The sequence below is a fragment of the Streptomyces sp. RFCAC02 genome (assembly GCF_004193175.1).
Classification (GTDB): domain Bacteria; phylum Actinomycetota; class Actinomycetes; order Streptomycetales; family Streptomycetaceae; genus Streptomyces.
The window spans coordinates 5,342,531-5,367,122 of the sequence record NZ_SAUH01000001.1; the positions used below are offsets into that span (position 1 = coordinate 5,342,531).

The following is a 24,592-nucleotide window of genomic DNA, read 5'->3' on the forward strand; positions in this document are numbered from 1 at the left end:
GGGGCAGCCCGAAGGCCGCTGTCCCGCACGCCCGATGGCGGGAGCCGTGCTGCTTCGGGGCGCGCGGGGTGGACGGTCGGAGGGCCGCCGGTCCGGCGTCCGCCGCACGGGACCCGGTGGCTGTGCCTCCCGTGCCCGGGCTCAGTCGTCCAGATCCGCCACGATCGCCGCGTGGTCCGACGGCCACACCCCGCCCAGCGGCCGGTCCCCGGTGCGCCATACGTCCCGCACCCGGCCCGTGCCCGGCGCGCCCACGAGGACGTGGTCGATCCTCGACTCGTCCGGGGACCCGGCGCCCGGCGGGCGGTACGCGTTGTGCCCCGGACGCCGCGTCGCGTCGGGCCGGCCGGCCGGCGCGCACCGCCACACGTCCTCGACCCCCGCACCCGCCCGGAACAGCCGCACCTCCTCGGCGTCCGGCGGCGCGTTGAAGTCCCCCGTCACCACCGGGGGGACGCCGTCCGGCACCCCCGTGCCGCGCTCCCGCACGAAGTCCGCGAGCGCGGCGGCCTGCGCACACCGCACCTCCGTCGCGCCGGCAGTCGAGTGCAGGTGCGTCGTGAAGAACGGGACCGTACGGCGCCCCGCGGCGATCCGGGCGAACAGCGCGACGCGGGTCTCGTTCCGTGGGCCGCCGCTCGGCAGCCGGCGCACCGCCGTCTCCGTGATCGGCCACCGGCTGAGCACCGCCACCCCCACACCGGCGCGCAGCGCGACGCCCGGGGCGCGCGCCCGCCAGGCGGACGGCATGCCCATGGGCGCGAACGCACGGTGCAGCCCCAGCTCGTCCGCCAGCAGCGCCGCGAAGTCCGTGCCGTCCGCCGCCCACACCTCCTGCAGGCCGCACACGTCGGGCCGCTCGCGGCGCAGCCAGCCGAGGATCGCCTCGCGGCGCCGCTCCCACGGGCCGAAGCGCCACCACAGGTTCCACGTCAGGACGCGCACGCGCCGATGCTACGCCGCTCCCGCGCGGCGGGTAGCGTCGTCCGCATGGCGCTGCGGGCAGTCGTGTGGGACATCGACGACACGATCTTCGACTACACGGGGACCGAACGGCTCGGCGTCCTGCGGCACCTGGCCGCGGAGGGCGTGCTCGGGCGGCACGCCTCACCGGCCGCCGCCGCGGAGCGCTGGCACGCCGTGATGGAGACGCAGTACGCGCGCTTCGAGGCGGGCGAGCTGACCTTCGACGAGCAACGGCGGGAGCGCGTACGCCACTTCCTCGGCGAGGAGCTGGACGACGCCGCCGCCGACGCGTGGTTCGGCCGGTACCGGGCCTGCTGCGACGCGGTGGCGCGGCTCCACCCCGACGTCCTGCCGGCGCTCGACGCCCTGACGCCCGGCTACCGGCACGGCCTGCTGTCGAACTCCAGCGCCGCCACCCAGCACGCGAAACTCTCCGCCCTCGGTGTGCGCGACCGTTTCGAAGCCCTCGTGTGCTCGGCGGAGCTGGGGTACGCCAAGCCGGCTCCCGAGGCGTTCCACGGCGCGTGCGCCGCGCTGGGGCTGACCCCGGGCGAGGTGGCGTACGTCGGGGACCGGCCCGACCGGGACGCGGCGGCGGCCGACGCGGCCGGGCTGTTCGGCGTCTGGCTCCACCGGCCCGGCGCGCCGGGCCTGCCGGCCGGCGTGCCGCCGCCCGCGCGCCGTATCACCGGTCTCGGTCAACTCCCGTCACTGCTGGCGCGGTCGGCCGCCTGAGGGCGGGGGTGCGGCCAAGCTCCGCGCAGCCGGGGACGTTTGTCCTGCGGAGCGGGGGTAACCGGAGGGTCACGACAACCTCGCCGAGAGGATCTCTGCGAAAGGGAAGTCATGTCCACTCTAGTGATCATCATCCTGGCCGTGGTCGTCCTCGCCGTACTGGCGCTGGTCCTGGCGCCGTCCACGCGGACCGCCGGCGCCGGGAGACTGCGGCACCGGTTCGGCCCCGAGTACGACCGGACGGTCGCGCGGCACGGCGGCGACACCAGGGCCGCCAGGAAGGAACTGGCCGCGCGCCTGCGGGAGCACGGCCGGCTGCGGATGCGCCCGCTGTCCGCCGAGGACCGCGAGCGCTACCGGATGCGCTGGGCGCGCGTCCAGGAGAAGTTCGTGGAGTCCCCGGGCGGGGCGGTCGCCGAGGCCGACCACCTGCTGACCCAGCTCATCCACGAGCGGGGCTACCCGTCGCACGCCTACGACGACCAGGTGTCCGCGCTGTCGGTGCACCACCCGCGGCACGTCGAGGGCTACCGCACGGTCCACGCCCTCGCCGGCCGGGAGCCGGCCGACGGCGCGGTGACCGAGGAGCTGCGGGAGGCCGTCGTCCGGGCGCGCGACCTGTTCAACGACCTGCTGAGCGCCCAGCCCGAGGACGAGCAGCACCACAAGGGCGGCCGGATGTCCGTCCTGCTGCGCAACCGGTCGGACCGGACGCCGACGCACAGCCGTACCGCCGGCACCACACCCGGCGGGACGGCACCGACGAAGGGCGGTGTGTGATGGAGGAGCAGCGCGACACGATGCGGGACGGCACCAGGACCGCGGAACGGCCCGTCCCCCCGGCGCCCCAGGACCCGCCGACGGCCCCCGCCCCGGCGTACGGGACCGGGCCCGCAGCGTACGAGCAGCCGGTGCCGGGGGCGGTCGACCCGGTGGGCGCCGTCGATCCGGTCGCCCCGGCGGGCGCCGGCGGCCTCGGTGACGGGCTGATCCCGGCGAGCGACGCGGCCGAGCTGCGCGAACGCCTGCAGCACGCGGTCGGCTCGTTCGTCGACGGACCCCGCGAGTCGGTCGCCGAGGTCGACACGGTGTTCGAGGCGGCCGTGGCGCACATCACCGAGACGCTCACCGCGCGGCGGCGGGCGATGCGGACGCACTGGGACGGCGGCGACGGGGACGGCCGCGGCGCCGGCCTCGACACCGAGCAGTGGCGCACGATCATGCTGGACTACCGCGACACCATGGAGCGGCTGCTCAGCGCCTGACCCACGGGCGCGACGGCGTCCGCGACGACCGGCGGCCCCGGGTACCCCACGCCTCGGGGCCGCCACACCGTGCCGGCGGCCGGCGCGCGCTCACAGCAGGGTGAGCTGCGTGCCGGCCGCTTCGCCGTCCGCGCCGGGCGCGGACCCGGGCGCGCGCAGGCCGCGCGGCGCGCCCCTGCGGGCCGGGCCGATCCCGTACTCGGCGGCCAGTTCGTGCACCTGGCGGGTGACGCGCCGCTGGTACCACTTCGGGGCGTACGCGCCCCCGGCGTACATGACCTCGTAGCGCCGCACCAGGTCCGAGCGGTGCCGGGCGAGCCACGCCATGTACCACTCGCGGGCGCCCGGCCGCAGGTGCAGCGTCAGCGGCGTGACGGACACGGCGCCGGCGGCGGCGACGGCGCGCACCGTCTCGCGGAGCTGGGCGGGGGAGTCCGACAGGTACGGCAGGATCGGCGCCATCAGCACCGAACAGGGGATGCCGACGTCGGCGAGGGCGCGGATCACGCCGAGCCGCCGTTCGGGGGCGGGCGTGCCGGGCTCGACCGTGCGCCACAGCTCGCGGTCGGTGAAGCCGACGGACACCGAGATGCCGACGTCGGTGACGTCGGCCGCCCGGCGCAGCAGCTCCAGGTCGCGGAGGATCAGCGTGCCCTTGGTGAGGATGGAGAACGGGTTCGCGCGGTCGAGCAGCGCCTCGATGATGCCGGGCATGAGCCGGTAGCGGCCCTCCGCGCGCTGGTACGGGTCGACGTTCGTGCCCATGGCGATGTGCTCACCGCGCCATCGGCGGCCGGCCAGTTCGTGGCGCAGGAGCTGCGGGGCGTTCACCTTGACGACGATCTGCGAATCGAAATCGGCGCCCGTGTCCAGATCGAGGTATGTGTGCGTGTTCCTGGCGAAGCAGTAGACGCACGCGTGGGAGCAGCCCCGGTACGGGTTCACGGTCCAGACGAACGGCATCCGTGAGGTGCCCGGCACCCGGTTGATGATCGACCGGGCCCTGACCTCGTGGAACGTGATGCCGCGGAACTCGGGGGTGTCGATCGTCCGGGTCACCGCGTCCGTGCCGAACAGGGCGGGGGCCGCGCCGGGGGTGTCGTCGCTCAGGTGGTTCCAGCGCATGGGGGGCCGCCTCCTCGGGTCCTGGGCTCGTGCCGCTGATTCGAACACGTATTCGCTTGTGGCCTTCTTAGGACACCTGTTCGAATCGATGCTGTCAAGCCGGACCTGAGCCCGCCCGGACGGCCCTCCGGCGCGGGGGTGCGGCGGAGGGCCGTGCGCGTGCGGGAGCCGGGCCCGCTGCGCGGGTCACTCGCCGGTGCGCCGCAGCGCGGCGGCCATCTCCGACGAGTCGTGGTCGGGGTCGACACCCTCGACGATGATCAGCTCGCCCTCCAGGTGCCTGGTGCGCAGCGGCTTGATCTCCTGGTAGGCGGGCGAGGCGTAGAACCGCCGGGCGTGGTCCATCGAGGGGAACGCGACCAGGATGACGTCGCCGGGCCACGAGCCCTCCTTCACGTCCACGGTGCCGCCGTGGATGAGGAAGCGCCCGGAGAACGGGTCGAGGGTCGACTGGATCCTCGCCAGGTACTCCAGCACCTCGGGGTGGGTCTCCTCGGTCCTGCGCAGGTGGGCGAGTATGTAAGCGGTCATCGTCGTACCTCTCGGAGTTCGTTGCCGTGCGTGTGTGCGTTCGCGGGGGGGCGAGGGACGTCAGGCGCCGGCGGGCACCTTGTCCAGGAAGCCGAGGACCTGGCGGATGCGGCCGTCCTCGCCGAGCACCGCCACGTCGAAGCCGATGACGACCGGTTCGCCCCCCTCGGGTCCCAGGTGCCAGGTGAACCGGGCGATGCCGTGGTGGGCGTCGACGGGGCCGCCCGGGCCGAACACCAGACCGGCGAACTGCCCCCGCACGGCGGCGATGGTGGCGTCGAGCGCCGCGTGGCCCCGGACGGTGACCAGCGGGTCGGTGTACTCGGCGTCCTCGGTGAAGACCTCGGCGATCAGGCGCCGGCGGGCCTCGGTGTCGGTCTCGTTCCAAGCGGCGAGGTAGCGCTCGACCAGCTCGTTGATGTCACTCATGGATCTGCCTCTCTGTGATCGCCCTGCGGCGACGACCACAAAGCTAGGCAGCACGGCGCGGCACGGAATCCGTCGTGCTTAAGTACTTCCGTACCGGCCGCCCCTCACCGGAGTCGGCGGTTGCCGCGCGGTCCCCCCGGCAGCGATGATGCGTGCGACATGGACGATCGGCGAGTGGCGCGGCAACCCGGTGAGCTGTACGGCAGGCAGGCCGAGCGGCAGGCGCTCGCCGCTCTGCTCGACGGCGCCCGTGCCGGTCGGAGCGGCGCGCTGGTGCTGCGGGGGGAGCCGGGGATCGGGAAGACGGCGCTGCTCGACGACGCCGCGTCGGCCGCGCAGGACATGCGGCTGCTGCGCGGCACCGGAGTGGAGGGCGAGGCCGAACTGCCGTTCGCCGGCCTGCATCTCCTGCTGCGCCCCGTGCTCGACCGCCTGGCGGCGCTGCCAGGACCGCAGCGCGCCGCGCTGGAGTCGGCGCTGGGCCTCGCCCCGTCCCCGGGCCACGACCCCCTGCTCGTCGGGCTCGCGGTGCTGTCGCTGCTGGCCGAGTACGCGGCCGGAGCGGGGCTGTTGTGCGCCGTCGACGACGCGCAGTGGCTCGACGGCGCGTCCCGGGACGCGCTGGTCTTCGCCGCCCGCAGACTCCACGCCGAGGGCGTCGTGATCGTCTTCGCCGCCCGGGACGGCGAGGGCACCTTCCCGGGGACCGGCCTGCCCGAGCGGCGCCTGACCGGGCTGACACCCGAGGCGGCGGCGGCGCTGCTGGACCGCCGCCCGCTCCCCCCGGCCGTCCGCTACCGCGCGCTCGCCGAAGCGCAGGGCAACCCCCTCGCGCTGACCGAGCTGCCCGTGGCTCTCGCCGCCGAGCGGCACAGCGGGTTCAGCCCCGGCGCGCTGCCGCTGACCGACCGGCTGTGCCTGGCCTTCCACGGCCGGGTCAGCCGCCTGCCCGCGACCACGCAGCACCTCCTGCTGCTCGCCGCGGCGAACGGAGGGGGCGAGGTCGCCGTGCTGCTGCGCGCGGCCGAGGCGGCCGGGGCGGGCACCGAGGACCTGGCCCGCGCCGAGGAAGCCGGGCTGCTCCGCCGCGGCGACGCCGACGGCACCACCGTCGTCTTCCGCCATCCGCTGATACGCGCCGCCGTCCACCAGCGTGCTGCGCTCGGCCACCGGCTGGCGGCGCACCGCGCCCTGGCCGCCGCGCTCGACGCACCGCAGTACGCCGACCGCCGGGCCTGGCACCTGGCGGCGGCCGCGACCGGCCCCGACGACGAGGCCGCCACCGCGCTGGAGAGCACCGCCGCACGGGCACGCGGACGCGGCGGTCACCGGGCGGCCGCCGCGGCGTACGAGCGAGCTGCCCGCCTCACGGTCGCGCCGGCCGGCCGAGCCCGCCGCGAACTGCTCGCGGCGGAGGCCGCTCTCGAAGCGGGGGAGCTCGACCGCGCCGAGGAACTGGCACGGCGCGCCGCCGACCGCGCCGGCGACAGCGCAGCGCTGGGGGCCGGGCCCCGGCACGTGCGGGCACTCGCCGCGTTCTGGCGGGGCGCGTACCCCGCCGCCCAGGAACTGCTCATCGACGGAGCCGCGCTCGTCCGCGACACCGATCCGCCCCTGGCCGCGAGAATGCTCATCCAGGCCGTGCACACCGCCTGGTACCTCGGCGAACGGCACCTCGCACAGACGCTGGAACGGCTGGCGGGGGTGCCGCTGCGGGACAGCGACCCTCTCGCCCCCGTGGCCGGTTTCCTCGGTCGCCTGCTGGACCGGGGACGCCCGGGTCCGCCGCCCTCCCTGGACGACACCCTGGACGCGGTCCGCAGTCGCGGCCGGGTGCCCGACCAGTCGCTCGTCCTTCTCTGCGGCGCGGCGATGGGACGCGGCCAGGACGCCGACGCCTACCGGCTGGCCAGGACCCTCGCGGCGGACCTCCGGTCGGCCGGTGCGGCCGGGCGCCTGCCCACCGTGCTGTTCCTCGTCGCCGAGGGCGAGGTCTTCACCGGCCGGCACCGGGACGCCCGCACCACCGCGGCCGAGGCGCTGGCGCTGGCCCGCGACACCGGTCAGCGCCAGTGGGTCGGCCAGTTCGGCAGCGTGCTCGCCTACCTGGACGCCGCCGAGGGCGACGAGGAGGCGTGCCGACGGCACGCCGACGCGGGGATGTCGGGGGCCACCGCGAGCTCCATCGCCCCCGGCGCGCCGTGGGCACACTGGTCGCTCGGCCTGCTCGCCCTCGGCCACGGCCGTGCCGAGGACGCCCTCTCCCGTTTCGAACGGCTCACCCGCGAACCGATGCGCCACCACTTCTGCGCCGTGCGCTCGGTCCCCGACCTGGTGGAGGCCGCGGTACGGGTGGGCGCCCCCGAACGCGCCGGCGAGGCGGTCGAGCGCTTCGCCCGGTGGGCGGAGGCCGTCCGGCAGCCGTGGGCCGACGCCCTCCTGCTGCGCTGCCGCGCCCTGCTCGGTCCCGACAGCGACGCCGAGCGGCACTACCCGGCGGCGCTGCGCGCCCACGACAGGGAGGCCCGCCCCCTGGAGTACGCCAGGACCGCCCTGCTCCACGGCGAGTGGCTGCGCCGGGCACAGCGCAAGGCCGAGGCCCGCCCCCACCTCAACGACGCCCTGGAGACGTTCGGGCGACTCGGCATGCGGCCCTGGGCCGAGCGGGCCCGCGGCGAACTCACCGCGACCGGCACGAAGGACACCGCGTCCCGTCCCGTACGCGGCCCGGCGGCCGGCCTGACGCCGCAGGAACGCCAGATCGCCCGCCTCGCCGCCCGGGGACTGTCCAACCGCGACATCGCCGCGCAACTGTTCCTCAGCCACCGTACGGTCGGCTACCACCTCTACAAGGCCTACCCGAAACTCGGCATCGCCTCCCGCGGCGAGCTGAGGGACCTGGCCGCCCGCGACGAACTCTGAGAGAGCACCGAGGATGACGACACCCCGCACGGTACGGACCGGAGAGATCCTCTCCGTCGCCGTCGACGACCTGCCCGCCGAGGACCTCGCCCCCGGCATCCGCGTACGGGCGCTCCCCGGCATGCCCGGCATCAGGACGTGGGTCATCGACCTGGACCCCGGCGCCGAGTGGCCCGAGCCGGACGTCCACGCGGCGTACGGCGAGGCGTACTTCGTCGTCGCCGGCGAGATCATCGAGGGCGAACACACCCACGGCCCCGGCACCTACGTGGCCTTCGGGGCGGGGACCGGCCACCGCCCGCGCACCGAGACGGGCGTCCGCGCCTTCGGCTTCAACTACGACGTGTGACCGCGGCCCGGTGATCAGGTGCGCCGGCCGGCCCAGCCGGTAACGTGGCGCGCCATGACGAAGATCCTCATCTCGGCGGACATGGAGGGCGCCACGGGCGTCACCTGGCCCGCCGACTGCCTCCCGGGCACCCCCGAGTGGCAGCGGTGCCGGCCGATGTTCACCTCCGACGTGAACGCGGCGATCGCCGGCTTCCTCGACGGCGGCGCCGACGAGGTGATCGTCAACGAGGCGCACATGACCATGCGCAACCTCCTCCTCGAACAGCTCGACGACCGCGCCACCCTCCTCACCGGCCGGCACAAGGCGCTCAGCATGGTCGAGGGCGTCCAGCACGGCGACATCGACGGCATCGCCTTCGTCGGCTACCACACCGGCGCGGGCGACGAGGGCGTCCTCGCCCACACCTACCTCGGCAACTCCCTCACCGGAGTCTTCGTGGACGGCGTGCGCGCGAGCGAGGGACTGCTCAACTCGCTCGTCGCCGCCGAGTACGGCACCCCCGTCGTCCTCGTCACCGGGGACGACCGCACCGTGGCCGACGCCGCCCGGTGGGCGCCCGACGCGGTCGGCGCCGCCGTCAAGGACTACGTCTCCCGCTACGCCGCCGTCTGCCGCACGCCCGCCCGTACGGCCGCCGACATCCGCGCCGCCGCGGCCCGGGCGGCGGCGCTCGCCGTGCGCCACGCGCCCGCCCCGCCGCGCGAGCGCCGGGTGGAGATCGAGTTCGACGCCGAGCACCTCGCCGGCGCGGCGACCGTCGTGCCCGGCGTCGAGCAGACCGGCCCCTGCCGCGTGGCGTACCGCGCGCCGAGCATGTACGAGGGAATCAGGTGTTTCAAGGCGGTCACGACCGTTGTGTCCGCCGCAGTGGAGGAATGGTATGGCTGAGCACCACATCGACGCGGAAGCGCTGGACGAGGCGGTGCGCTGCACGGCCGACCTGATCCGCTTCGACACGACCAACCGCGGCGGCGGCGACGGCGCCGAGCGGCCCGCCGCCGAGTACGTCGCCGCCCGCCTCGCCGAGGCCGGTGCCGAACCGCGCCTGCTGGAGAAGGAGGCGGGCCGCACCAACGTCGTCGCCCGCGTCCCCGGCACCGACCCGGCGGCCCCCGCGCTCCTGGTCCACGGCCACCTCGACGTCGTCCCGGCCGACGCCGCCGAGTGGAGCGTGCCGCCGTTCTCCGGCGAGATCCGCGACGGCGTCGTCTGGGGCCGGGGGGCCGTGGACATGAAGGGCTCCATCGCCATGGTCCTCGCCGTCGTCCGCGCCTGGGCGCGGGCCGGCGTGCGGCCCCGCAGGGACGTCGTCCTCGCCTTCACCGCCGACGAGGAGGACACCGCGCAGTACGGCGCCGGCTTCCTCGTCGCCGAGCACGCCGACCTCTTCGACGGCTGCACCGAGGCCATCGGCGAGTCCGGCGCCTACACCTTCCACCCCGGCGACGGCCGCCGCCTCTACCCGGTCGGCGGCGGGGAGCGCGGCACCGCCTGGCTCACCCTCACCGCCACCGGGCGCGCGGGCCACGGCTCGAAGATCAACCGGGAGAACGCCGTCACCCGCCTCGCCGCCGCCGTCGCGCGCATCGGCGAGCACTCCTGGCCGCTGCGCCTCACCGCGACCGTCCGCGCCGCCCTCACGGACCTCGCCGTGCTGTACGGCCACCCCGTGCCCGACTTCGACGGCCCCGACCCCGACGCCGTCGCGCGCGCGGTGGACGCCCTCGTCGAAGCCATCGGCCCGGCTGCGGCCCTCGTCGCCCCCACCCTCCGCAACAGCGCCAACCCCACGATGTTCGACGCCGGTTACAAGGTGAACGTCATCCCCGGCCGCGCCACTGCCCACGTCGACGGCCGCGTCCTGCCCGGCGGCGACGAGGAGTTCACCGCCACCATGGACCGGCTCACCGGCCCCGGCGTCACCTGGTCGCCGCTGCACCGCGAGATCCCCCTCGAAGCCCCGGTGGACGGGCCGGCGTTCGCCGCGCTCAGGGAGTCCCTGCTGCACTTCGACCCCGGCGCGCACGTCATCCCGTACTGCATGTCCGGCGGCACGGACGCCAAGCAGTTCTCCCGCCTCGGCCTGGCCGCTTACGGGTTCATGCCCCTGCGCATCCCGCCCGACCTCGACTACCAGGCGATGTTCCACGGCGTCGACGAACGCGTGCCCGTCGACGGCCTGCACTTCGGCACCCGCGTCCTCGACCGCGCCCTGCTCGCCCTCTAGAGGAGACCCAGCCCATGGACCGCGCACCGTACGGCAGTTGGCCCTCACCGATCGACGCGGCCATGGTCGCCGCCCACGACGGGAAGCCCGAGTACCTCGGCGCCGTCGGCGACGAGCTGTGGTGGACCGCGCCCCGGCCCGCCGAGGGCGGCCGCCGCGCGCTGCTGCGGCTGCGTGCCGGCGGCGGGCAGGCCGAGTCGGTGCTCCCGCCCCCGTGGAACGTCCGCAGCCGCCTCATCGAGTACGGCGGCGTCCCGTGGGCCGGCGCGGCGCGCGACCGCGGCGGGCCGCTCGTGGTGTTCGCGCACTTCGCCGACCAGCGGCTGTACGCGATGGAGCCGGACGCGCCGGGCGGCCCGGCGCCCCGCCCGCTGACCCCGCTGTCGTCCGTCGGCGGCGGCCTGCGCTTCGGCGACCTGCGGATCGAGGGCGAGGAGGTGTGGGGCGTCCTGGAGGAGTTCACCGGCGAGGGTCCCGGTGACGTGCGGCGGGTGCCCGTCGCCGTACCGCTCGACGGGTCGGCCGCGGGCGACCGCCGCGCCGTGCGCGAACTCGCCGCCGAGCGGCACCGCTTCGTGACCGGCCCCCGGCTGTCCCCGGACGGCGCCCGCGCCGTGTGGCTCGCCTGGGACCACCCCGGCATGCCCTGGGACGGCACCGAACTGGTGCTCGCCGACGTGACCGGCGGGGGAGCGGCCCGGCGCCTGACCGGCCCCCGCACGATCATGGGCGGGCCGGCCGAGGCGATCGCGCAGGCCGAGTGGGCGCCCGACGGCACGCTCCTGGCCGCGACCGACCGCACCGGCTGGTGGAACCTCCACCGTGTCGACCCCGGCACCGGCGACGCCACCGCCCTGTGCCCGCGCGACGAGGAGTTCGCCGACGCGCTGTGGCGCGTGGGACAGCGCTGGTTCGCGCCCCTCCCGGACGGCACGGTCGCCGTCCTGCACGGCCGCGGCGAGGCGCGGCTCGGCGTCCTCGACCCCGCGCGCGGCGAGATCGCCGACGCCCCGGGGCCGTGGACCGAGTGGTCGCCCTCGCTCGCCGTGCGCGGCACCTCGGTCGCCGGCATCGCCGCAGGACCCGACCGCCACCACGAGATCGTCGGCCTCGACACGGCCGCCGGCCACTGCCGCGTCCTCGCCGAGCCGCACCACGACCCCGTCGACCCCGCGCACTACCCGCTGCCCCGCACCGTCACCGTGCCGGGGCCCGGCGGCCGCGCCGTCCACGCCCGCGTCCACCCGCCGCGCCACCCGTCGTTCACGGGACCGGACGGCGAGCTGCCGCCGTACGTCGTCTGGGCGCACGGCGGCCCGACCTCCCGCGCCCCGCTGGTCCTCGACCTGGAGATCGCCTACTTCACCTCGCGCGGCATCGGCGTCGCCGAGGTGGACTACGGCGGCTCCACCGGCTACGGCCGGGCGTACCGGGACCGGCTGAAGGGCGCCTGGGGCGTCGTGGACGTGGCGGACTGCGCCGCGGTCGCCGCGGCGCTCGCGGAGGAGGGCGCCGCCGACCCCGCCCGCACCGCCATCCGCGGCGGCAGCGCCGGCGGCTGGACGGCGGCCGCCTCCCTCGTCGCGCCCGCCGTGGCCGGCCGCTACGCGTGCGCCGCCATCAGCTACCCGATCCTCGACCTCACCGCGTGGGCCGCGGACGAGACGCACGACTTCGAGTCCCACTACCTGGAGACGCTGGTCGGCCCGCTCGCCGAGGTGCCCGACCGCTACCGTGAGCGCTCACCGGTGGGCCACGCCGACCGGGTCACGGCGCCGTTCGTCCTGCTCCAGGGCCTCGACGACGTGATCTGCCCGCCCGCGCAGGCCGAGCGGTTCCTCGCCGAGGTCGCCGGCCGCGGCGTCCCGCACGCCTACCTCGCGTTCGAGGGGGAGGGGCACGGCTTCCGGGCGGCCGGCACGATCCGCCGTGCGCTGGAGGCGGAACTCGCCCTGTACGCCCTGGTGTTCGGCGTCAGCAGGCCGGAGCTGCCGCCGCTCGACCTCGCCGCCCCGAACCCGGCCGGATGACCTAACTACCCGAGGCCGTACGGCTGTTGACGCCTCGCGGGCACCGCGCGGCATCCTGCTCCCATGACGTCACCCCTGCCCGCCGAGCCCTCACACGACCTCGGCGACCCCAAGGAGCTCCTGCTCGGCTACCTCGACCACTACCGCACCGTCCTGATCGCCAAGGTCTCCGGGCTGACCGAGGAGGAGATGGGCCGCTCCCGCCTGCCCTCCGGCTGGACCCCGCTGCAACTCCTGTGGCACCTCCAGCGCGTGGAACGCCGCTGGCTGATCTGGGGCTTCCTCGCCGAGGACGTCCCCGACCCGTGGGGCGACCACGGCTCGGACGGCCGCTGGGCCGTCCCCGACGGGCTCACCGTCGCCGAGGTCACCCGCCTCTTCCAGGAGCAGGCCGCGCGCACCCGGTCCATCGTGCTGGCCTCGGACCTGGCCGCGCGGGCGCCCGTCGGCGGCCGGTTCGCGACCGAGGCCGAGGCACCCACCCTCGGCTGGATCCTGCACCACCTCCTCCAGGAGTACGCGCGGCACGCGGGGCACCTCGACATCGCGCGGGAGCTGGCCGACGGGATGACCGGCGAGACCGGCGTGTGAGCCCGCCCCGGTGGAAATCCCCCGAATGGCGCAACATGTCCGGCCGGGGGAGGATGGGCGGGAACAGCGGCGCGGCCGGCCCCGGCCGGCCGGCGCCGACCGCGAAGAGGCGAACAGGAGGCATGCCATGACCACCGCCGCCGACATCATGACGCCGGGCGCCCAGTGGATCACCGCGTCGGAGACCCTCGACCGGGCCGCCCAGGTCATGCGCGAACTGGACGTCGGCGCGCTCCCCGTGAGCGACGCCGACGAGCGGATGTGCGGCATCCTGACCGACCGCGACATCGTGGTGAAGTGCGTGGCCGCCGGCCACGACCCGTCCCGCGTCACCGCCGGCGACCTGGCCCAGGGCACCCCGCGCTGGATCGCCGCCGACGCGGAGCTGGACGAGGTGCTGGACGAGATGGGCGACCACCAGATCCGGCGTCTGCCCGTCATCGACGGGGACAAGCGCCTCGTCGGGATGATCAGCGAGGCCGACCTGGCGCGCGAGCTGAGCGACGACCGGATCGCCGACTTCGTCACGCGCATCTACGCCTGACACACGCTCCGCGTACGCCCCCCGCGCCCGCCCGCCGGGCGGAACCGGGGGGCTCCTCGCATCCTGGAGCCATGACCTCCAGCCCGCGCACCAGCAGGACCATGGCGTTCTGGACCCGGGGCCGCGTCATCGTCGCGGTCGTGGCGCTCCTGACGCTCGTCTTCATCTTCGAGAACACCCGCAGCGTCAAGATCCGGCTCCTCGTGCCGGAGGTCGCCATGCCGCTGTGGCTCGCGCTCTTCGCGACCGGCGTCATCGGCGCCGTCTGCGGCATGTACTGGTCGCACCTGCGCGCCCGCGACTGAACCGGCCGCACGGGCCGCCGGTGGACGGTCGCGCATCCGGGTGAGCGCCTCGACGATGGCCGCCGCGCACTGGGTCCCGCTTGAATGGCGGCATGGCGATACTCCTGCTGATCTGCGCGATCCTCACCCTCGTCACCGCCGGCCTGATGGCGGGGACGTTCTTCGGCTTCTCCGTCTCGGTGATCCCCGGGCTCGACGCCATTGCACCCGAGGAGGCCGTGCGGGCGATGCAGAGCATGAACGAGAAGATCCTGAACCCGCTCTTCCTCGGGGCGTTCGTCGGTGTGCCCGTGGCGGCGGCCGGCGCCGGCGTGCTGCTGCTGCGCGCCGGGCACCGCGCCGCCGCGATCGCGTTCCTCGCGGCCGCCGCCGTCTACTTCTTCGGGGCACTGATGCCCACGGGCGCGATCAACGTGCCGATGAACGACGTCCTGGCCGCCGCCACGCCCTCCGCCGACGCCTGGGCCGACTTCTCGGCCCGCTGGGCGCGCTGGAACGCGGTCCGCACCGCCGCGAGCGTCGTCACCGTCGTCCTGGCCGGCTGGGGCATGCACCTGTGGCGGACGGCCCGCTGACGCGCCCGCGGCGGCCGTCCGTCAGGGGACCCTGGCCAGCAGCTCGCCGTGCGTCGAGGCGAACCAGGCGTCCTCGTCCGCGCCCCACGCCCGCCACGCCGCCGCGATCGCCGTGAGATCGTCCGGCGTGGCGTGCCCGCCGTCCACGGCCAGCCGGGCGTAGGACGAGGCCACCGTGCGGTCGGCCCACAGTCCGCTCCACCAGGCCCGCTCGTCCGGGTCGGCGTGGCACCAGACGGAGGCCGACGCGGTGATGCCGGTGAACCCGGCCGCGCGCGCCCAGGACAGCAGCCGGCGTCCGGCGTCCGGCTCACCCCCGTTGGCACGCGCCACCCGCCGGTAGAGGTCCAGCCACCCGTCGAGGCCCGGGACCTCGGGGAACCAGGTCATCGTCGCGTAGTCCACGTCCCGTACGGCCACCACGCCGCCGGGACGGCACACCCGCCGCATCTCGCGCAGCGCCACCACCGGGTCGGTGACGTGCTGGAGCGTCTGGTGGGCGTGGACCACGTCGAACGAGTCGTCGGGGAAGTCCAGCGCGTGGACGTCGGCCTCGGCGAAGCGGACGTTCGTGAGCCCCCGCCGCTCGGCCTCCGCGCGGGCGGCCGGCAGGATCTCCGCCGCCCGGTCGACACCGGTGACCAGGCCCGGGGCGACGCGTTCGGCGAGGTCGGCGGTCAGGGTCCCGGGGCCGCAGCCGATGTCGAGGAGGGCCTGCCCGGGCCGCAGGGCGGGCAGCAGGTAGGCCGCCGAGTTCTCGGCGGTGCGCCAGCGGTGCGAGCGGAGCACCGACTCGTGATGTCCATGGGTGTACGTGGCTTCCGGCATGTTCGTACTCTGCCGCCCGTCTCACATTCCGAGCAACTGCATTCCGGAATACGGACTACCTCACCGCTTCGGCCGATCGTCCCGGCGCCCGGGGTTGCCGCCGCCCCGGTGCTGCCGGTCCATGGAACGGCAGGTGTGAGGGGCCGGGAAGGGAGGCGCGCATGTCGGACCTGACCGGGTCGCCGGGCCGCCCCGTCCCGCCGGCCGGCGTGGCGCTCCGTCCCCTGTTCGAGAGGCGGTCCTGGCCGCGCGACTTCGCCGACCGGCTCACCGCGCCGCTGCCGGGGCTGCGCACCCTCGCGCGGGCGGCCCGCCGGGGCGCGCTGCGGCCGCCGGCGGACGTCGTGCGCGGGGCGGCGGCCGGGCTGCCGTACGCGCCCGCGCCACTGCCGGCGGTGCCGCGCGGCGGTGTGGGCCTGACCTGGGCCGGGCACGCCAGCTTCGTCGTGCGCCTGGGCGGGCTCACGGTGCTGACGGACCCGGTCTGGTCACGGCGCATCCTCGCCACCCCGGCCCGCATCACCCCGGTCGGCGTGGACTGGGCGGACCTGCCGCCCGTGGACGCGGTGGTCATCTCGCACAACCACTTCGACCACCTGGACCTGCCGACGCTGCGGCGGCTGCCCAGCGGTACGCCGCTGTTCGTGCCGGCCGGGCTCGCGGCCTGGTGCCGCAGGCGCGGTTTCACGCACGTCACGGAGCTCGACTGGTGGGAGGCGGCGGAACTGCCGGCGCGCGAGGGGGGCGCCGTGCGGTTCGACTGCGTGCCCGCCGACCACTGGTCGAAGCGCACCCTGCTGGACACGTGCCGGTCGCTGTGGTGCGGCTGGGTGCTGACCTCGCCCGGCGGCCGGCGGGTCTACTTCGCCGGGGACACGGGGTACGGCGCGTTCCTCCCCGAGGTGGGCGAACGCTTCGGCGGGGTGGACGCAGCGCTGCTGCCGATCGGCGCGTACGACCCGCCGTGGCTGCTGCGGCCGGTCCACCTGAACCCGGAGGAGGCCGTGCGGGCCTTCGCCGACGTGGGGGCGCGCTTCATGCTGCCCATGCACTGGGCGACGTTCCTGCTGTCGGCGGAGGCGCCCCTCGAACCGCTGGTCAGGCTGCGGGCCGCCTGGCGCGCGGCCGGGCGGCCCTTCGACACGCTGTGGGACCTGCCGGTGGGCGGCTCACGCGTCCTGGCCGTCGGCGACTGAGCCGGTGGGCCGCCCGGGCGCGTACCACCGGCCCGTGCCGATGGAGCGCAGCCGCAGCGACGGGCCGAGCGGGTCGGGCGCCTCGCGTACCCCGCCCGCCTCGGGCTCCTGGCGGGGCGGGACGCCGTGGCGTATGCCGTGCGCGGCGTGGACTCCCTGGGCGAAATCACTGAACAGCCGGGTCAGTGCCCGGAATCCGCCGGTCATCGGACCTCTCCTCATCGCGTTGGTTCACTGGTCTGTGAAGTGACTCCGATGCTAGGCTTACAGATCTGTGAAGCGCAAGGGGGTCCATCCATGAGTTCCACCGGGACGGGCACGGACGGCCGTCTGACGCCGGGCGCCCGGCGCATCCTCGACGTGGCGTCGGAGCTGTTCTACCGGCGCGGCATCCACGCGGTCGGCGTGGACACCATCGCGGCCGAGTCGGGCGTCACCAAACGCACGCTCTACGACCGCTTCGGCTCGAAGGACGGGCTGCTGGTCGCCTACCTGGAAGAACGCGACCGGAACTGGCGCGACCGGATCGCCGAGGCCCTCCGCGCGGCCGACGGCGACGCGCTGCGCCGCGTCCTCGTGCCGTTCGAGGTGCTCCCCGGCTGGCTCGACCGCTCGGAGCGCGGCTGCAGCTTCATCAACGCCTTCGCCGAACTGCCCGAGCCCGACCACCCCGGGCGGCGCGTCGTCGTCGCCGAGAAGAAGTGGCTGCGCGACCTCTTCCGCACGACCCTGGCCGAGGCGGGCGCGGCCCGTCCCGACGACCTCGCCGTCCAGTTGCTGAGCCTGCACGAGGGCGCCATCGTCAGCTTCTCCATCGCGGGCGAGACGACGGCGGCCCGGTCCGCCGCGGCCGCCGCGCACACCCTGGTCGAGGCGGCCCTGCCGCGGGCCGGGGGCGTTCCCTGACGGTCCTCAGCCCGCGTCCGGCGCGGTGCGCTCCTCCGGCCCCGGCGCGCCCTGCGCCCGGTGCCCGCCGCCGTGGAACCGGCGCCACACCGGCGGCACGGCCGCGACCAGCACCGTCAGCACCAGCGCCGCCACCACGCCCTGCCACGGGTGCGGGAACAGCGCCCCGCCCAGCATCCCCAGCAGTTGGTAGGTGGCCGCCCACGCCAGCGCGGCGGGCAGGTCCGCCCGCAGGTAGACCCGCATCGGCATCTTCGCCAGCAGGCACGCCAGCATCACCGGGATACGGCCCGCAGGCACCAGCCGCGAGACGAGCAGCACGGCCGTGCTGCCCTGTGCGAGCCGCTCCTCGGCCCGCACCAGCCGGTCCGGCGCCACCTGGTCGTGCATGCGGTCGAGCCAGCGCGAGCCGTGCTCGGAACGCACCCCGCGCCGCCCCAGCCAGTACAGCGCCGCGTCCCCGAGGAACGCCGCCGACGTCGCCAGGCCGAACACGATCAGCGACGACAGCCACGGCGTCGAGTGGTGCAGCGACACGGCCGCCGCCGAACTCACCACCGCCCCCGTCGGCACCACCGGCACCAGGGCACCCAGCAGCACCAGCAGGAACAGCGACGGGTAGCCCGTCGCCTGCTGCGTCGACTCGGGCACCACCGACCCGACCGCCGACGCGTACTCCGCCGTCACCGACAGCGCCGTCACCCGGCCACCTCCAGCCGGACGCTCTCGCCGTGCCCGAGCCGGTGCACGGCCACCCCGGGCGCCATCCGCGCCGCGTGCCGCGCGAACTCGTCCCCCGGCGCGTGGAACTCCCAGGGCCGCACCGTCGTCATGCCGACCGGCCAGTAGGTGCCGTAGTGCACCGGCACGGCGGCGCGCGGGCGCAGCCGGGTCAGCGCCTCGGCGGCCCGCTCCGCGTCGAGGTGGCCGTGCCCGAGCCGGGGACCCCAGCCGCCGACCGGCAGCAGCGCCAGGTCGACCGGCCCGGCCTCCCGCGCCATCGCCTCGAACAGGTCCGTGTCGCCCGCGTAGTACGTGCGCGCCTCGCCCTCCACCACGTAACCGAGCGCCCGCACCCGGTCGGGGCCGAACGGCAGCCGCCGCCCGTCGTGCACCGCCGGGACCGCCCGTACGGTCAGCGCGCCCACCGCCACGCTGTCCCCCTCGGCGACCTCGCGCACGCGAAGCCTCCGGCACAGCCGCCGCAGCCGGGGCACGGCCCGCAGCGCCCCGCGCGGCACCAGCAGCGTCGTGCCGGGGGCGAGCAGGGCGAGCGACGGGACGTGCAGATGGTCCGCGTGCAGGTGGGAGATCACGGCCGCGTCGGGCCGCCGCGCCTCCGGGGTGGGCAGCGCGCCGCGCCGCCGCCGCAGATGCGCGCAGCGGCGGGTCAGCAGGGGATCGGTCAGTACGGTCGTACCGGAGTCGCGGAGCGTGACGGTGGCGTGTCCCCACCAGGTGATGTCCACCGGCACCGCACCAGCCCCTTCCGCCCGCCGGCGCCCTCCGGAAGCGCCGCGCACCCGCGTCCGTCTGCCCGGGCACACGCTCCAGGATGCCAGGAAGGGGCAGGCGGTCCGGGACAGAGGGGGAGCGATGTGGAGAATTGGTGGAGTGCGGAGGGCGGACAGGTGCGGGTGACGGCGTGGCGGACCGGCGGTGCGGTCCTGCTGCGCGTCCTCGTCGTGTGGGCGGTCAGCACGGCCACCCTCGCCGCGCTCGCCCTCGTCCTGCCCGACTTCTCGCTCCAGTCGCGGGACGGTGAGAGCTTCACGCGGGTCGGGCTGACGGCGGCTCTGGTCGCCGGCGTCTTCGGGTTCCTCAACGCCATCGTGTGGCCCTGGCTCGTCCGCGCGCTGCTCCTCGTGCCCGCGATAGCGCTCGGCCTGCTCGTCTTCCTCCTCAACAGCTGGCTGCTGCTGCTCGCCCTGCGCATCGTGCCGTCGAGCCACGGCGGGCTCGCCGCGGGGACCGCGGTGCTCGTCGCCGCCGTGGTGTCGACTGCGTCGTCGGCGACCAGCTCGTTCCTCGCCGTCCGCATCAGGGGGCAGCAGCGCAGGCGGCTGCGGCGCCTCGCCGGCTGGCGCGCCCTGCGCGGCGTCCCGGCCCGCAGCCGCGCCCCCGGCACCGTCTTCCTCCAGCTCGACGGCGTGGGGTACGACGTGCTGGCCGAGGCGGTGGCGGGACCCGCGCCGCTCATGCCGACCGTCGCCCGGCTGTGCGGCACGACGCACCGCCTCACGCCCTGGCGCACGGACTGGTCGAGCCAGACGGCCGCGGCCCAGCTCGCGATCCTGCACGGCAGCAACGATGACGTGCCCGCTTTCCGCTGGTACGAGAAGGAGACGGGCGAGGTCGTCGTCAGCAACCGGCCCTCGTCCGCCGCCGAGCTCCAGCGCCGCGCCGTCGCCCGCAGCGGCGGCCCCGGGCTCCTCCGCCACGACGGCGCGAGCCGCGGCAACCTGTTCACCGGCGGCGCGGGGCAGGTCGCCCTCGTCCTGTCGGTCGCGGCGCGGCGCGGCCGGGGGCAGCGCTCCCGTGCCGGGTACTTCGCGTACTTCTCCGACCCGGCCCACGCCGTGCGGACCGCCGCCTCCTTCCTCGCCGAACTGGTGCGTGAGCCGTGCCAGGCGCTGCGGGCACGGCTGCGCGGCGACCGGCCGCGCGTCGGGCGCGGCGGCCTCTATCCGCTGATCAGGGCGTTCGCGACGGTCGTGCAGCGCGACGTGGTGACGGCCGCCGTCGTCGGCGACGTGCTGAACGGGCGCACCGCCGTCTACGCCGACCTCGTCGCCTACGACGAGGTGGCCCACCACTCGGGGCCGCGCGGCAGCGACACCCGGCAGGTGCTGCGGCGGCTCGACCGGTGCGTCGGGCACGTCGCCGAGGCCATCGCGCACGCGCCGCGCCCCTACCACCTCGTGCTGCTGTCGGACCACGGGCAGAGCCGGGGCGCCACGTTCGAGGCCGCCCACGGCTGCTCGCTGGAGGAGCTGGTGCGGACCGGCTGCGGCCGGGCGCCCGCCGCCGGCACCCGTACGGTCCGGCGTCCCGAGGCCGGCGCGGAGGCGCGCGGCACGGCGCGCGCGGCGCTGCGCCGGCCGGAGAAGCCGCCGCGCGCGCTCGTCGAGGAGGGGGACGGCGCCGCGGGGACGCCGGTGCCCGCGGCCGGCCGCGGCGCGGCGCCGGTCGTCCTCGGCTCGGGGAACCTCGGGCTCGTCTCCTTCCCCGACCTGCCGGGGCGCGCGGACCGCGAGACGATCGAGGACCGCCATCCCGGGCTGCTGCGCGTGCTGACCGACCACCCGGGCATCGGCTTCGTCCTGGTGGACAGCGCGCGCCACGGTCCCGTGGTGCTGGGGGCGGGGGGATCGGAGTTCCGGCTGGAGAGCGGCGTCGTGGTGGGGGCCGATCCGCTGGCGCCGTTCGGCCCGGGAGCGGCGGCGGCCGTACGGCGGGCGGCGGCGTTCCCGCACGCCGCCGATCTGATGATCAACTCGTCGGTCGATCCGGACACCGGTGCCGTGCACGCGTTCGAGGAGCAGCTCGGCTGTCACGGCGGTCTCGGCGGCGAGCAGAACAGGGCGTTCCTGCTGTCGCCGCTCGCGCTGTCGCCGCCGGTGCCCGCGGTGCCGGGCGAGCCGTCCGGGGAACTCGTCGGCGCCGAGGCGGTCCACCGGGTGCTGCGGCGCTGGCTGCACGAGGCGATGATCCATCCGGCGCTCCCAGCGGAGGCACCGGAGCCCGCGGCACCGTAGCGTGGGGACAGCACGGTGCCGCGCGGATCGACGAGGAGTGTGGAGCGCCATGGCAGCGAAGCCGCTGACGGAGCAGGAGATCGACCGGGCACTGACGGGCCTGTCCGGCTGGACGGCGGAGGACGGCCGCCTCGTGCGCGGCTACGGCATGCCGAACCACCTGGCGGCCGTCGCGCTGCTGGTGCACATCGCGTCGATCCAGGAGGAGCTGAACCACCACGCCGACCTCACGGTCACCTACGACCGGGTCGGTGTCTCCGTGACGACGCACAGCGCCGGCGGCCGGCTCACCGACCTGGATGTGCGGCTGGCCGGCCGGATCGAGGAGATCGCCCCGGCGCACGGGGCCGTCTAGACACCTGGTCGGGACGGCCCTGTGCGCCGGGGCGTGGCCGGTCACGGCCAGTCGGCCTCGTCGGGGTCGGCGCCGAAGCGGGTGTCGCGGTTCAGCCCCGCGAACGCCGCCATGTCCTCGTCGTCCAGGGCGAAGCCGAAGACGTCGAGGTTCTCCCTGATGCGGGCGGGCGTGACCGACTTCGGGATGGTGACGAAGCCGGACTGCACGTGCCAGCGCAGCACGGTCTGCGCCGGAGTCCTGCCGTGCTTGGCGGCGATGCGCGTGATCACCGGGTCGTCGAGGAGGCCCTTGCCGGAGCCGAGGGGGGAGTAGGCCTCGGTGACGATGCCAAGATCCGCGTGCACGGCCCGGGTCTCCTCCTGCTGGAGGTAGGGGTGCAGCTCGATCTGGTTGATGGTCGGCACGATGCCCGTCTCGTCCTTCAGCCGCCGCAGGTGGGCCGGCTTGAAGTTGGAGACGCCGATCGCGCGGACCCGGCCGCTGTCCCGCAGCTCGGTGAACGCCCGCAGGATCGTCAGGTAGTCGTCCCGCATGGGGCGCGGCCAGTGGATGAGGTACAGGTCGAGCCGGTCGAGGCCGAGGCGGGCGAGGGACGCGTCGAACGCGCGCAGGACCTCGTCCCTGGTCCAGGTGATGGTGCGGCTGTTCCACAGCTTCGTGGTGACGAACAGCTCGTCTCTCGGCAGGCCGCAGGCGGCGAGCGCCCGGCCGGTGCCCTCCTCGTTGCCGTAGATCTGGGCCGTGTCGATGCTGCGGTACCCGGCCCGCAGCGCCTCGCCGACGGCGGTCTCCGCCTGGTCGTCGGGCACCTGCCACACGCCGAAGCCGAGCTGCGGCATCGCGACGCCGTCGGCGAGCGTGACGAGGGGGACCGGAGAAGCGGTACTCACGTGCTGTTCTTTCCTTCTCTGATCGATGATGGTCGCTGAGCGACCATGGGTGATGGACTTTCGCTCTTCTTCTATCGTTTTCTATCGTCCATTCGGTGATGACCGTACCTGTGTCCTCCCCGCCGTTCCCGGTGCCGCTCCGCCGACCCGCCGGCCCGGCCCAGGAGGGGTGAGGAGAGAATGTCCGCCATGCGCAGACTGGCCCGGTTCGTCGACCCCTTCATCGTGCTGCTGCTCGGCACGGTCGTCCTGGCCGCGCTGCTGCCGGCGAGCGGCCCGGCGGCCGTCGCCGCCGACCGCACGGCCACCGTCCTCATCGGCCTGCTGTTCTTCCTGTACGGCGCGCGGCTCTCCCCGCGGGAGGCCATGGACGGACTGCGGCACTGGCGGCTGCACCTCACGATCATCACCTGCACCTTCGCCGTCTTCCCGCTCCTCGGGCTCGCGGCACGGGGGCTCGTCCCCTGGCTCCTCCCGGACAACCTCTACGACGGCCTGCTCTTCCTGTGCCTCGTGCCGTCGACGGTGCAGTCGTCCATAGCCTTCACCTCCATGGCCGGGGGGAACGTCCCCGCCGCGATAGCCGCCGGCTCGTTCTCCAGCCTCCTCGGCATCCTCGTCACACCGCTGCTGGCCGCCGCACTCATCGGCGCGAGCGGCGGCTTCTCCGCCGACTCCCTGCTGGCCATCGTCTGCCAGCTCCTGCTGCCCTTCGTCGCCGGGCAGCTCCTGCGCCGCTGGATCGGCGGCTTCGTGAAACGGCACAAACCGACGCTGTCGCTGGTGGACCGGGGCTCCATCCTCGTGGTCGTCTACGCCGCCTTCAGCGAGGGCATGACGGCCGGCGTCTGGAGCGAGGTGAGCTGGCCCCGCCTCGTCGCCCTGCTCGGCGTCCAGGGCGTCCTGCTCACGATCATGCTCACGCTCACCGGGTACGGGGCGCGGCGCCTCGGGTTCGGCCGCGCCGACCGGCTCGCGATCGTCTTCGCCGGGTCGAAGAAGTCCCTCGCCTCGGGACTCCCCATGGCCGGGGTGATCTTCACCGAGCACACCGCGCTCGCCGTGCTGCCGCTGATGATGTTCCACCAGCTCCAGCTCATCGTGTGCGCGGTGCTCGCGCGGCGCTGGGGACGGTCCGCCGACGCGCCCGCCGCCGCTCCTCAGGACGCCGGGGCCGGAGCCGGGGCGGCGAGCACGAGCCGTTCCGCGCCGGCGTAGACGTTCATCGACGCGCCGCGCAGGAAACCCACCAGCGTCAGACCCGCCTCCTGCGCCAGGTCGACGGCCAGCGCGGAGGGCGCGGAGACCGCGGCGAGCACCGGCACACCCGCCATCACGGCCTTCTGCGCCAGCTCGAACGACGCACGCCCTGACACCAGCAGCACCGCGTCCCGCAGCGGCAGCAGCCCCCGCTCCAGGGCACGCCCCACCAGCTTGTCCACCGCGTTGTGCCGGCCGACGTCCTCCCGCGCGTCCAGCAGCTCGCCGTCCCCGGAGAACAGCCCCGCCGCGTGCAGCCCGCCCGTCCGCGCGAACACGCGCTGCGCCGCCCGCAACCGGTCCGGCAGCGCCGCGAGCGTCTCCGGCGCGAGACGCGGGCCGCCCGCCAGGGGCAGCGGCCAGCGGGCCGTCGTGCGCACCGCGTCCAGGCTGGCCTTGCCGCACACACCGCACGACGAGGTCGTGTACACGTTGCGCTCCAGGGACGCGGCGGGCGGCGCCACCCCGTCGGCCAGCCGCACGTCCACGACGTTGTACGTGTTGCGGCCGTCGTCGTCCGCGGCGCCCGCGCAGTAGGTGACCCGCGCGACCTCGGCCCGGCCGGCGATCACCCCCTCCGACACCAGGAAGCCCGCGGCCAGCGCGAAGTCGTCCCCCGGGGTCCGCATCGTCACGGCGAGCGGACGCCCGTTCACCCGGATCTCCAGCGGTTCCTCGCCCACCAGGGTGTCGGCGCGCTCTGACACGGCGCCGTTCCTGACCCGGACGGTGCGGCGGCGTTCGGTGACCCTTCCCATGCCGCCATCATGCCCCCGCGCGGCGCCGGCCGCGCCGCGCG

At 75.4% G+C, this 24,592-nt stretch carries 27 protein-coding genes; 17 read left to right on the plus strand and 10 right to left on the minus strand.

Annotated elements, in window-relative coordinates; all coding sequences use genetic code 11:
• Nucleotides 1-141: 141 nt before the first annotated feature.
• Nucleotides 142-945 carry an endonuclease/exonuclease/phosphatase family protein gene (locus EMA09_RS24715; protein WP_129843172.1) on the minus strand — a complete coding sequence of 268 codons (804 nt, stop codon included), beginning with the start codon at nt 943-945 and terminating at the stop codon, nt 142-144.
• Nucleotides 946-990: 45 nt separating this feature from the next.
• Between EMA09_RS24715 and EMA09_RS24720 the strand changes: the two genes are divergently transcribed.
• The 3 genes from EMA09_RS24720 to EMA09_RS24730 all read left to right on the plus strand — a co-directional run bounded on the left by EMA09_RS24720 (nt 991) and on the right by EMA09_RS24730 (nt 2,966).
• Nucleotides 991-1,701, plus strand: coding sequence for an HAD family hydrolase (locus tag EMA09_RS24720; RefSeq protein ID WP_129843173.1), 711 nt, complete (start codon nt 991-993; stop codon nt 1,699-1,701).
• Between the two features lie 111 nt (nt 1,702-1,812).
• The gene (locus tag EMA09_RS24725) at nt 1,813-2,481 is read left to right on the plus strand and encodes a hypothetical protein (RefSeq protein WP_129843174.1); all 669 of its coding nucleotides are present in this window, start codon (nt 1,813-1,815) and stop codon (nt 2,479-2,481) included.
• Entirely contained in the window at nt 2,481-2,966 is a 486-nt protein-coding gene (locus EMA09_RS24730; RefSeq protein ID WP_129843175.1) for a hypothetical protein, read from the plus strand. Before EMA09_RS24725 ends, EMA09_RS24730 begins: the two co-directional genes overlap by 1 nt.
• A gap of 90 nt (nt 2,967-3,056) precedes the next feature.
• Here EMA09_RS24730 and EMA09_RS24735 read toward each other — a convergent pair whose 3' ends face one another.
• The 3 genes from EMA09_RS24735 to EMA09_RS24745 form a co-directional block, all read right to left on the minus strand.
• A complete protein-coding gene (locus EMA09_RS24735) occupies nt 3,057-4,091 on the minus strand; it encodes an Rv2578c family radical SAM protein (RefSeq protein WP_129843176.1) in 1,035 nt (344 codons plus the stop codon).
• Between the two features lie 186 nt (nt 4,092-4,277).
• Complete coding sequence (locus tag EMA09_RS24740; RefSeq protein WP_129843177.1) at nt 4,278-4,622, minus strand: DUF1330 domain-containing protein; 345 nt, start codon at nt 4,620-4,622, stop codon at nt 4,278-4,280.
• Between the two features lie 60 nt (nt 4,623-4,682).
• Entirely contained in the window at nt 4,683-5,051 is a 369-nt protein-coding gene (locus tag EMA09_RS24745) for a nuclear transport factor 2 family protein (protein WP_129843178.1), read from the minus strand.
• A gap of 159 nt (nt 5,052-5,210) precedes the next feature.
• Between EMA09_RS24745 and EMA09_RS24750 the strand changes: the two genes are divergently transcribed.
• From EMA09_RS24750 to EMA09_RS24790, 9 genes are all read left to right on the plus strand, one after another.
• Nucleotides 5,211-7,973, plus strand: coding sequence for an AAA family ATPase (locus tag EMA09_RS24750; RefSeq protein WP_129843179.1), 2,763 nt, complete (start codon nt 5,211-5,213; stop codon nt 7,971-7,973).
• A 13-nt stretch (nt 7,974-7,986) separates the two neighbouring features.
• The gene (locus EMA09_RS24755; protein WP_129843180.1) at nt 7,987-8,322 is read left to right on the plus strand and encodes an anti-sigma factor; all 336 of its coding nucleotides are present in this window, start codon (nt 7,987-7,989) and stop codon (nt 8,320-8,322) included.
• 54 nt (nt 8,323-8,376) lie between these two features.
• Entirely contained in the window at nt 8,377-9,213 is an 837-nt protein-coding gene (locus EMA09_RS24760) for a M55 family metallopeptidase (RefSeq protein WP_129843181.1), read from the plus strand.
• On the plus strand, nt 9,206-10,552 hold the full coding sequence (locus EMA09_RS24765; RefSeq protein ID WP_129843182.1) for a M20/M25/M40 family metallo-hydrolase: 1,347 nt from the start codon (nt 9,206-9,208) through the stop codon (nt 10,550-10,552). The genes EMA09_RS24760 and EMA09_RS24765 overlap by 8 nt, the downstream gene beginning before the upstream one ends.
• A 14-nt stretch (nt 10,553-10,566) precedes the next feature.
• Nucleotides 10,567-12,582 carry an LpqB family beta-propeller domain-containing protein gene (locus EMA09_RS24770; RefSeq protein WP_129843183.1) on the plus strand — a complete coding sequence of 672 codons (2,016 nt, stop codon included), beginning with the start codon at nt 10,567-10,569 and terminating at the stop codon, nt 12,580-12,582.
• Between the two features lie 63 nt (nt 12,583-12,645).
• A complete protein-coding gene (locus EMA09_RS24775) occupies nt 12,646-13,173 on the plus strand; it encodes a DinB family protein (RefSeq protein ID WP_129843184.1) in 528 nt (175 codons plus the stop codon).
• Nucleotides 13,174-13,300: 127 nt separating this feature from the next.
• Entirely contained in the window at nt 13,301-13,717 is a 417-nt protein-coding gene (locus EMA09_RS24780; RefSeq protein ID WP_129843185.1) for a CBS domain-containing protein, read from the plus strand.
• 71 nt (nt 13,718-13,788) lie between these two features.
• Nucleotides 13,789-14,022 carry a LapA family protein gene (locus EMA09_RS24785; protein ID WP_240796553.1) on the plus strand — a complete coding sequence of 78 codons (234 nt, stop codon included), beginning with the start codon at nt 13,789-13,791 and terminating at the stop codon, nt 14,020-14,022.
• A gap of 92 nt (nt 14,023-14,114) precedes the next feature.
• Nucleotides 14,115-14,597, plus strand: coding sequence for an anthrone oxygenase family protein (locus tag EMA09_RS24790; RefSeq protein WP_129843186.1), 483 nt, complete (start codon nt 14,115-14,117; stop codon nt 14,595-14,597).
• Between the two features lie 21 nt (nt 14,598-14,618).
• Here the strand turns inward: EMA09_RS24790 and EMA09_RS24795 are convergent, their stop codons facing one another.
• Nucleotides 14,619-15,425, minus strand: a complete 807-nt coding sequence (locus tag EMA09_RS24795) for a methyltransferase domain-containing protein (protein WP_129843187.1) — start codon at nt 15,423-15,425, stop codon at nt 14,619-14,621.
• 161 nt (nt 15,426-15,586) lie between these two features.
• On the opposite strand from EMA09_RS24795, the gene EMA09_RS24800 reads away from it, so the two are divergent.
• On the plus strand, nt 15,587-16,621 hold the full coding sequence (locus EMA09_RS24800; protein WP_129843188.1) for an MBL fold metallo-hydrolase: 1,035 nt from the start codon (nt 15,587-15,589) through the stop codon (nt 16,619-16,621).
• On the opposite strand, the gene EMA09_RS24805 is transcribed toward EMA09_RS24800, so the two are convergent.
• Nucleotides 16,595-16,828, minus strand: coding sequence for a hypothetical protein (locus EMA09_RS24805; RefSeq protein WP_129843189.1), 234 nt, complete (start codon nt 16,826-16,828; stop codon nt 16,595-16,597). The genes EMA09_RS24800 and EMA09_RS24805 overlap by 27 nt on opposite strands.
• Before the next feature lie 90 nt (nt 16,829-16,918).
• Between EMA09_RS24805 and EMA09_RS24810 the strand changes: the two genes are divergently transcribed.
• A complete protein-coding gene (locus tag EMA09_RS24810; protein ID WP_129843190.1) occupies nt 16,919-17,527 on the plus strand; it encodes a TetR/AcrR family transcriptional regulator in 609 nt (202 codons plus the stop codon).
• Between the two features lie 6 nt (nt 17,528-17,533).
• On the opposite strand, the gene EMA09_RS24815 is transcribed toward EMA09_RS24810, so the two are convergent.
• Both EMA09_RS24815 and EMA09_RS24820 read right to left on the minus strand, forming a co-directional pair.
• Nucleotides 17,534-18,220 (minus strand): VTT domain-containing protein, encoded by a 687-nt coding sequence (locus tag EMA09_RS24815; RefSeq protein WP_240796721.1) that lies wholly within the window; start codon nt 18,218-18,220, stop codon nt 17,534-17,536.
• A gap of 5 nt (nt 18,221-18,225) precedes the next feature.
• Complete coding sequence (locus EMA09_RS24820; RefSeq protein ID WP_129843191.1) at nt 18,226-19,002, minus strand: MBL fold metallo-hydrolase; 777 nt, start codon at nt 19,000-19,002, stop codon at nt 18,226-18,228.
• Between the two features lie 156 nt (nt 19,003-19,158).
• Here EMA09_RS24820 and EMA09_RS24825 point away from each other — a divergent pair, with 156 nt between their 5' ends.
• Nucleotides 19,159-21,285 carry an alkaline phosphatase family protein gene (locus EMA09_RS24825; protein ID WP_129844240.1) on the plus strand — a complete coding sequence of 709 codons (2,127 nt, stop codon included), beginning with the start codon at nt 19,159-19,161 and terminating at the stop codon, nt 21,283-21,285.
• A 49-nt stretch (nt 21,286-21,334) separates the two neighbouring features.
• Entirely contained in the window at nt 21,335-21,640 is a 306-nt protein-coding gene (locus EMA09_RS24830) for a 4a-hydroxytetrahydrobiopterin dehydratase (RefSeq protein ID WP_129843192.1), read from the plus strand.
• 41 nt (nt 21,641-21,681) lie between these two features.
• Here the strand turns inward: EMA09_RS24830 and EMA09_RS24835 are convergent, their stop codons facing one another.
• On the minus strand, nt 21,682-22,482 hold the full coding sequence (locus EMA09_RS24835) for an aldo/keto reductase (RefSeq protein WP_129844241.1): 801 nt from the start codon (nt 22,480-22,482) through the stop codon (nt 21,682-21,684).
• A 231-nt stretch (nt 22,483-22,713) separates the two neighbouring features.
• Here EMA09_RS24835 and EMA09_RS24840 point away from each other — a divergent pair, with 231 nt between their 5' ends.
• Nucleotides 22,714-23,751, plus strand: coding sequence for a bile acid:sodium symporter family protein (locus EMA09_RS24840; RefSeq protein ID WP_129843193.1), 1,038 nt, complete (start codon nt 22,714-22,716; stop codon nt 23,749-23,751).
• Here EMA09_RS24840 and fdhD read toward each other — a convergent pair.
• Nucleotides 23,694-24,551: a formate dehydrogenase accessory sulfurtransferase FdhD gene (fdhD, locus tag EMA09_RS24845; protein ID WP_129843194.1), complete on the minus strand. Its 858-nt coding sequence runs from the start codon at nt 24,549-24,551 to the stop codon at nt 23,694-23,696. The two genes, EMA09_RS24840 and fdhD, sit on opposite strands and share 58 nt — an antisense overlap.
• Nucleotides 24,552-24,592: the final 41 nt, after the last annotated feature.

Coding starts and splice junctions, on each gene's coding strand:
- EMA09_RS24720 (WP_129843173.1), top strand. CDS start 991: ATGGCGCTGCGGGCAGTCGTGTGGGACATCGACGACACGATCTTCGAC.
- EMA09_RS24725 (WP_129843174.1), top strand. CDS start 1,813: ATGTCCACTCTAGTGATCATCATCCTGGCCGTGGTCGTCCTCGCCGTA.
- EMA09_RS24730 (WP_129843175.1), top strand. CDS start 2,481: ATGGAGGAGCAGCGCGACACGATGCGGGACGGCACCAGGACCGCGGAA.
- EMA09_RS24735 (WP_129843176.1), bottom strand. CDS start 4,091: ATGCGCTGGAACCACCTGAGCGACGACACCCCCGGCGCGGCCCCCGCC.
- EMA09_RS24740 (WP_129843177.1), bottom strand. CDS start 4,622: ATGACCGCTTACATACTCGCCCACCTGCGCAGGACCGAGGAGACCCAC.
- EMA09_RS24745 (WP_129843178.1), bottom strand. CDS start 5,051: ATGAGTGACATCAACGAGCTGGTCGAGCGCTACCTCGCCGCTTGGAAC.
- EMA09_RS24750 (WP_129843179.1), top strand. CDS start 5,211: ATGGACGATCGGCGAGTGGCGCGGCAACCCGGTGAGCTGTACGGCAGG.
- EMA09_RS24755 (WP_129843180.1), top strand. CDS start 7,987: ATGACGACACCCCGCACGGTACGGACCGGAGAGATCCTCTCCGTCGCC.
- EMA09_RS24760 (WP_129843181.1), top strand. CDS start 8,377: ATGACGAAGATCCTCATCTCGGCGGACATGGAGGGCGCCACGGGCGTC.
- EMA09_RS24765 (WP_129843182.1), top strand. CDS start 9,206: ATGGCTGAGCACCACATCGACGCGGAAGCGCTGGACGAGGCGGTGCGC.
- EMA09_RS24770 (WP_129843183.1), top strand. CDS start 10,567: ATGGACCGCGCACCGTACGGCAGTTGGCCCTCACCGATCGACGCGGCC.
- EMA09_RS24775 (WP_129843184.1), top strand. CDS start 12,646: ATGACGTCACCCCTGCCCGCCGAGCCCTCACACGACCTCGGCGACCCC.
- EMA09_RS24780 (WP_129843185.1), top strand. CDS start 13,301: ATGACCACCGCCGCCGACATCATGACGCCGGGCGCCCAGTGGATCACC.
- EMA09_RS24785 (WP_240796553.1), top strand. CDS start 13,789: ATGACCTCCAGCCCGCGCACCAGCAGGACCATGGCGTTCTGGACCCGG.
- EMA09_RS24790 (WP_129843186.1), top strand. CDS start 14,115: ATGGCGATACTCCTGCTGATCTGCGCGATCCTCACCCTCGTCACCGCC.
- EMA09_RS24795 (WP_129843187.1), bottom strand. CDS start 15,425: ATGCCGGAAGCCACGTACACCCATGGACATCACGAGTCGGTGCTCCGC.
- EMA09_RS24800 (WP_129843188.1), top strand. CDS start 15,587: ATGTCGGACCTGACCGGGTCGCCGGGCCGCCCCGTCCCGCCGGCCGGC.
- EMA09_RS24805 (WP_129843189.1), bottom strand. CDS start 16,828: ATGACCGGCGGATTCCGGGCACTGACCCGGCTGTTCAGTGATTTCGCC.
- EMA09_RS24810 (WP_129843190.1), top strand. CDS start 16,919: ATGAGTTCCACCGGGACGGGCACGGACGGCCGTCTGACGCCGGGCGCC.
- EMA09_RS24830 (WP_129843192.1), top strand. CDS start 21,335: ATGGCAGCGAAGCCGCTGACGGAGCAGGAGATCGACCGGGCACTGACG.
- EMA09_RS24835 (WP_129844241.1), bottom strand. CDS start 22,482: ATGCCGCAGCTCGGCTTCGGCGTGTGGCAGGTGCCCGACGACCAGGCG.
- EMA09_RS24840 (WP_129843193.1), top strand. CDS start 22,714: ATGTCCGCCATGCGCAGACTGGCCCGGTTCGTCGACCCCTTCATCGTG.
- fdhD (WP_129843194.1), bottom strand. CDS start 24,551: ATGGGAAGGGTCACCGAACGCCGCCGCACCGTCCGGGTCAGGAACGGC.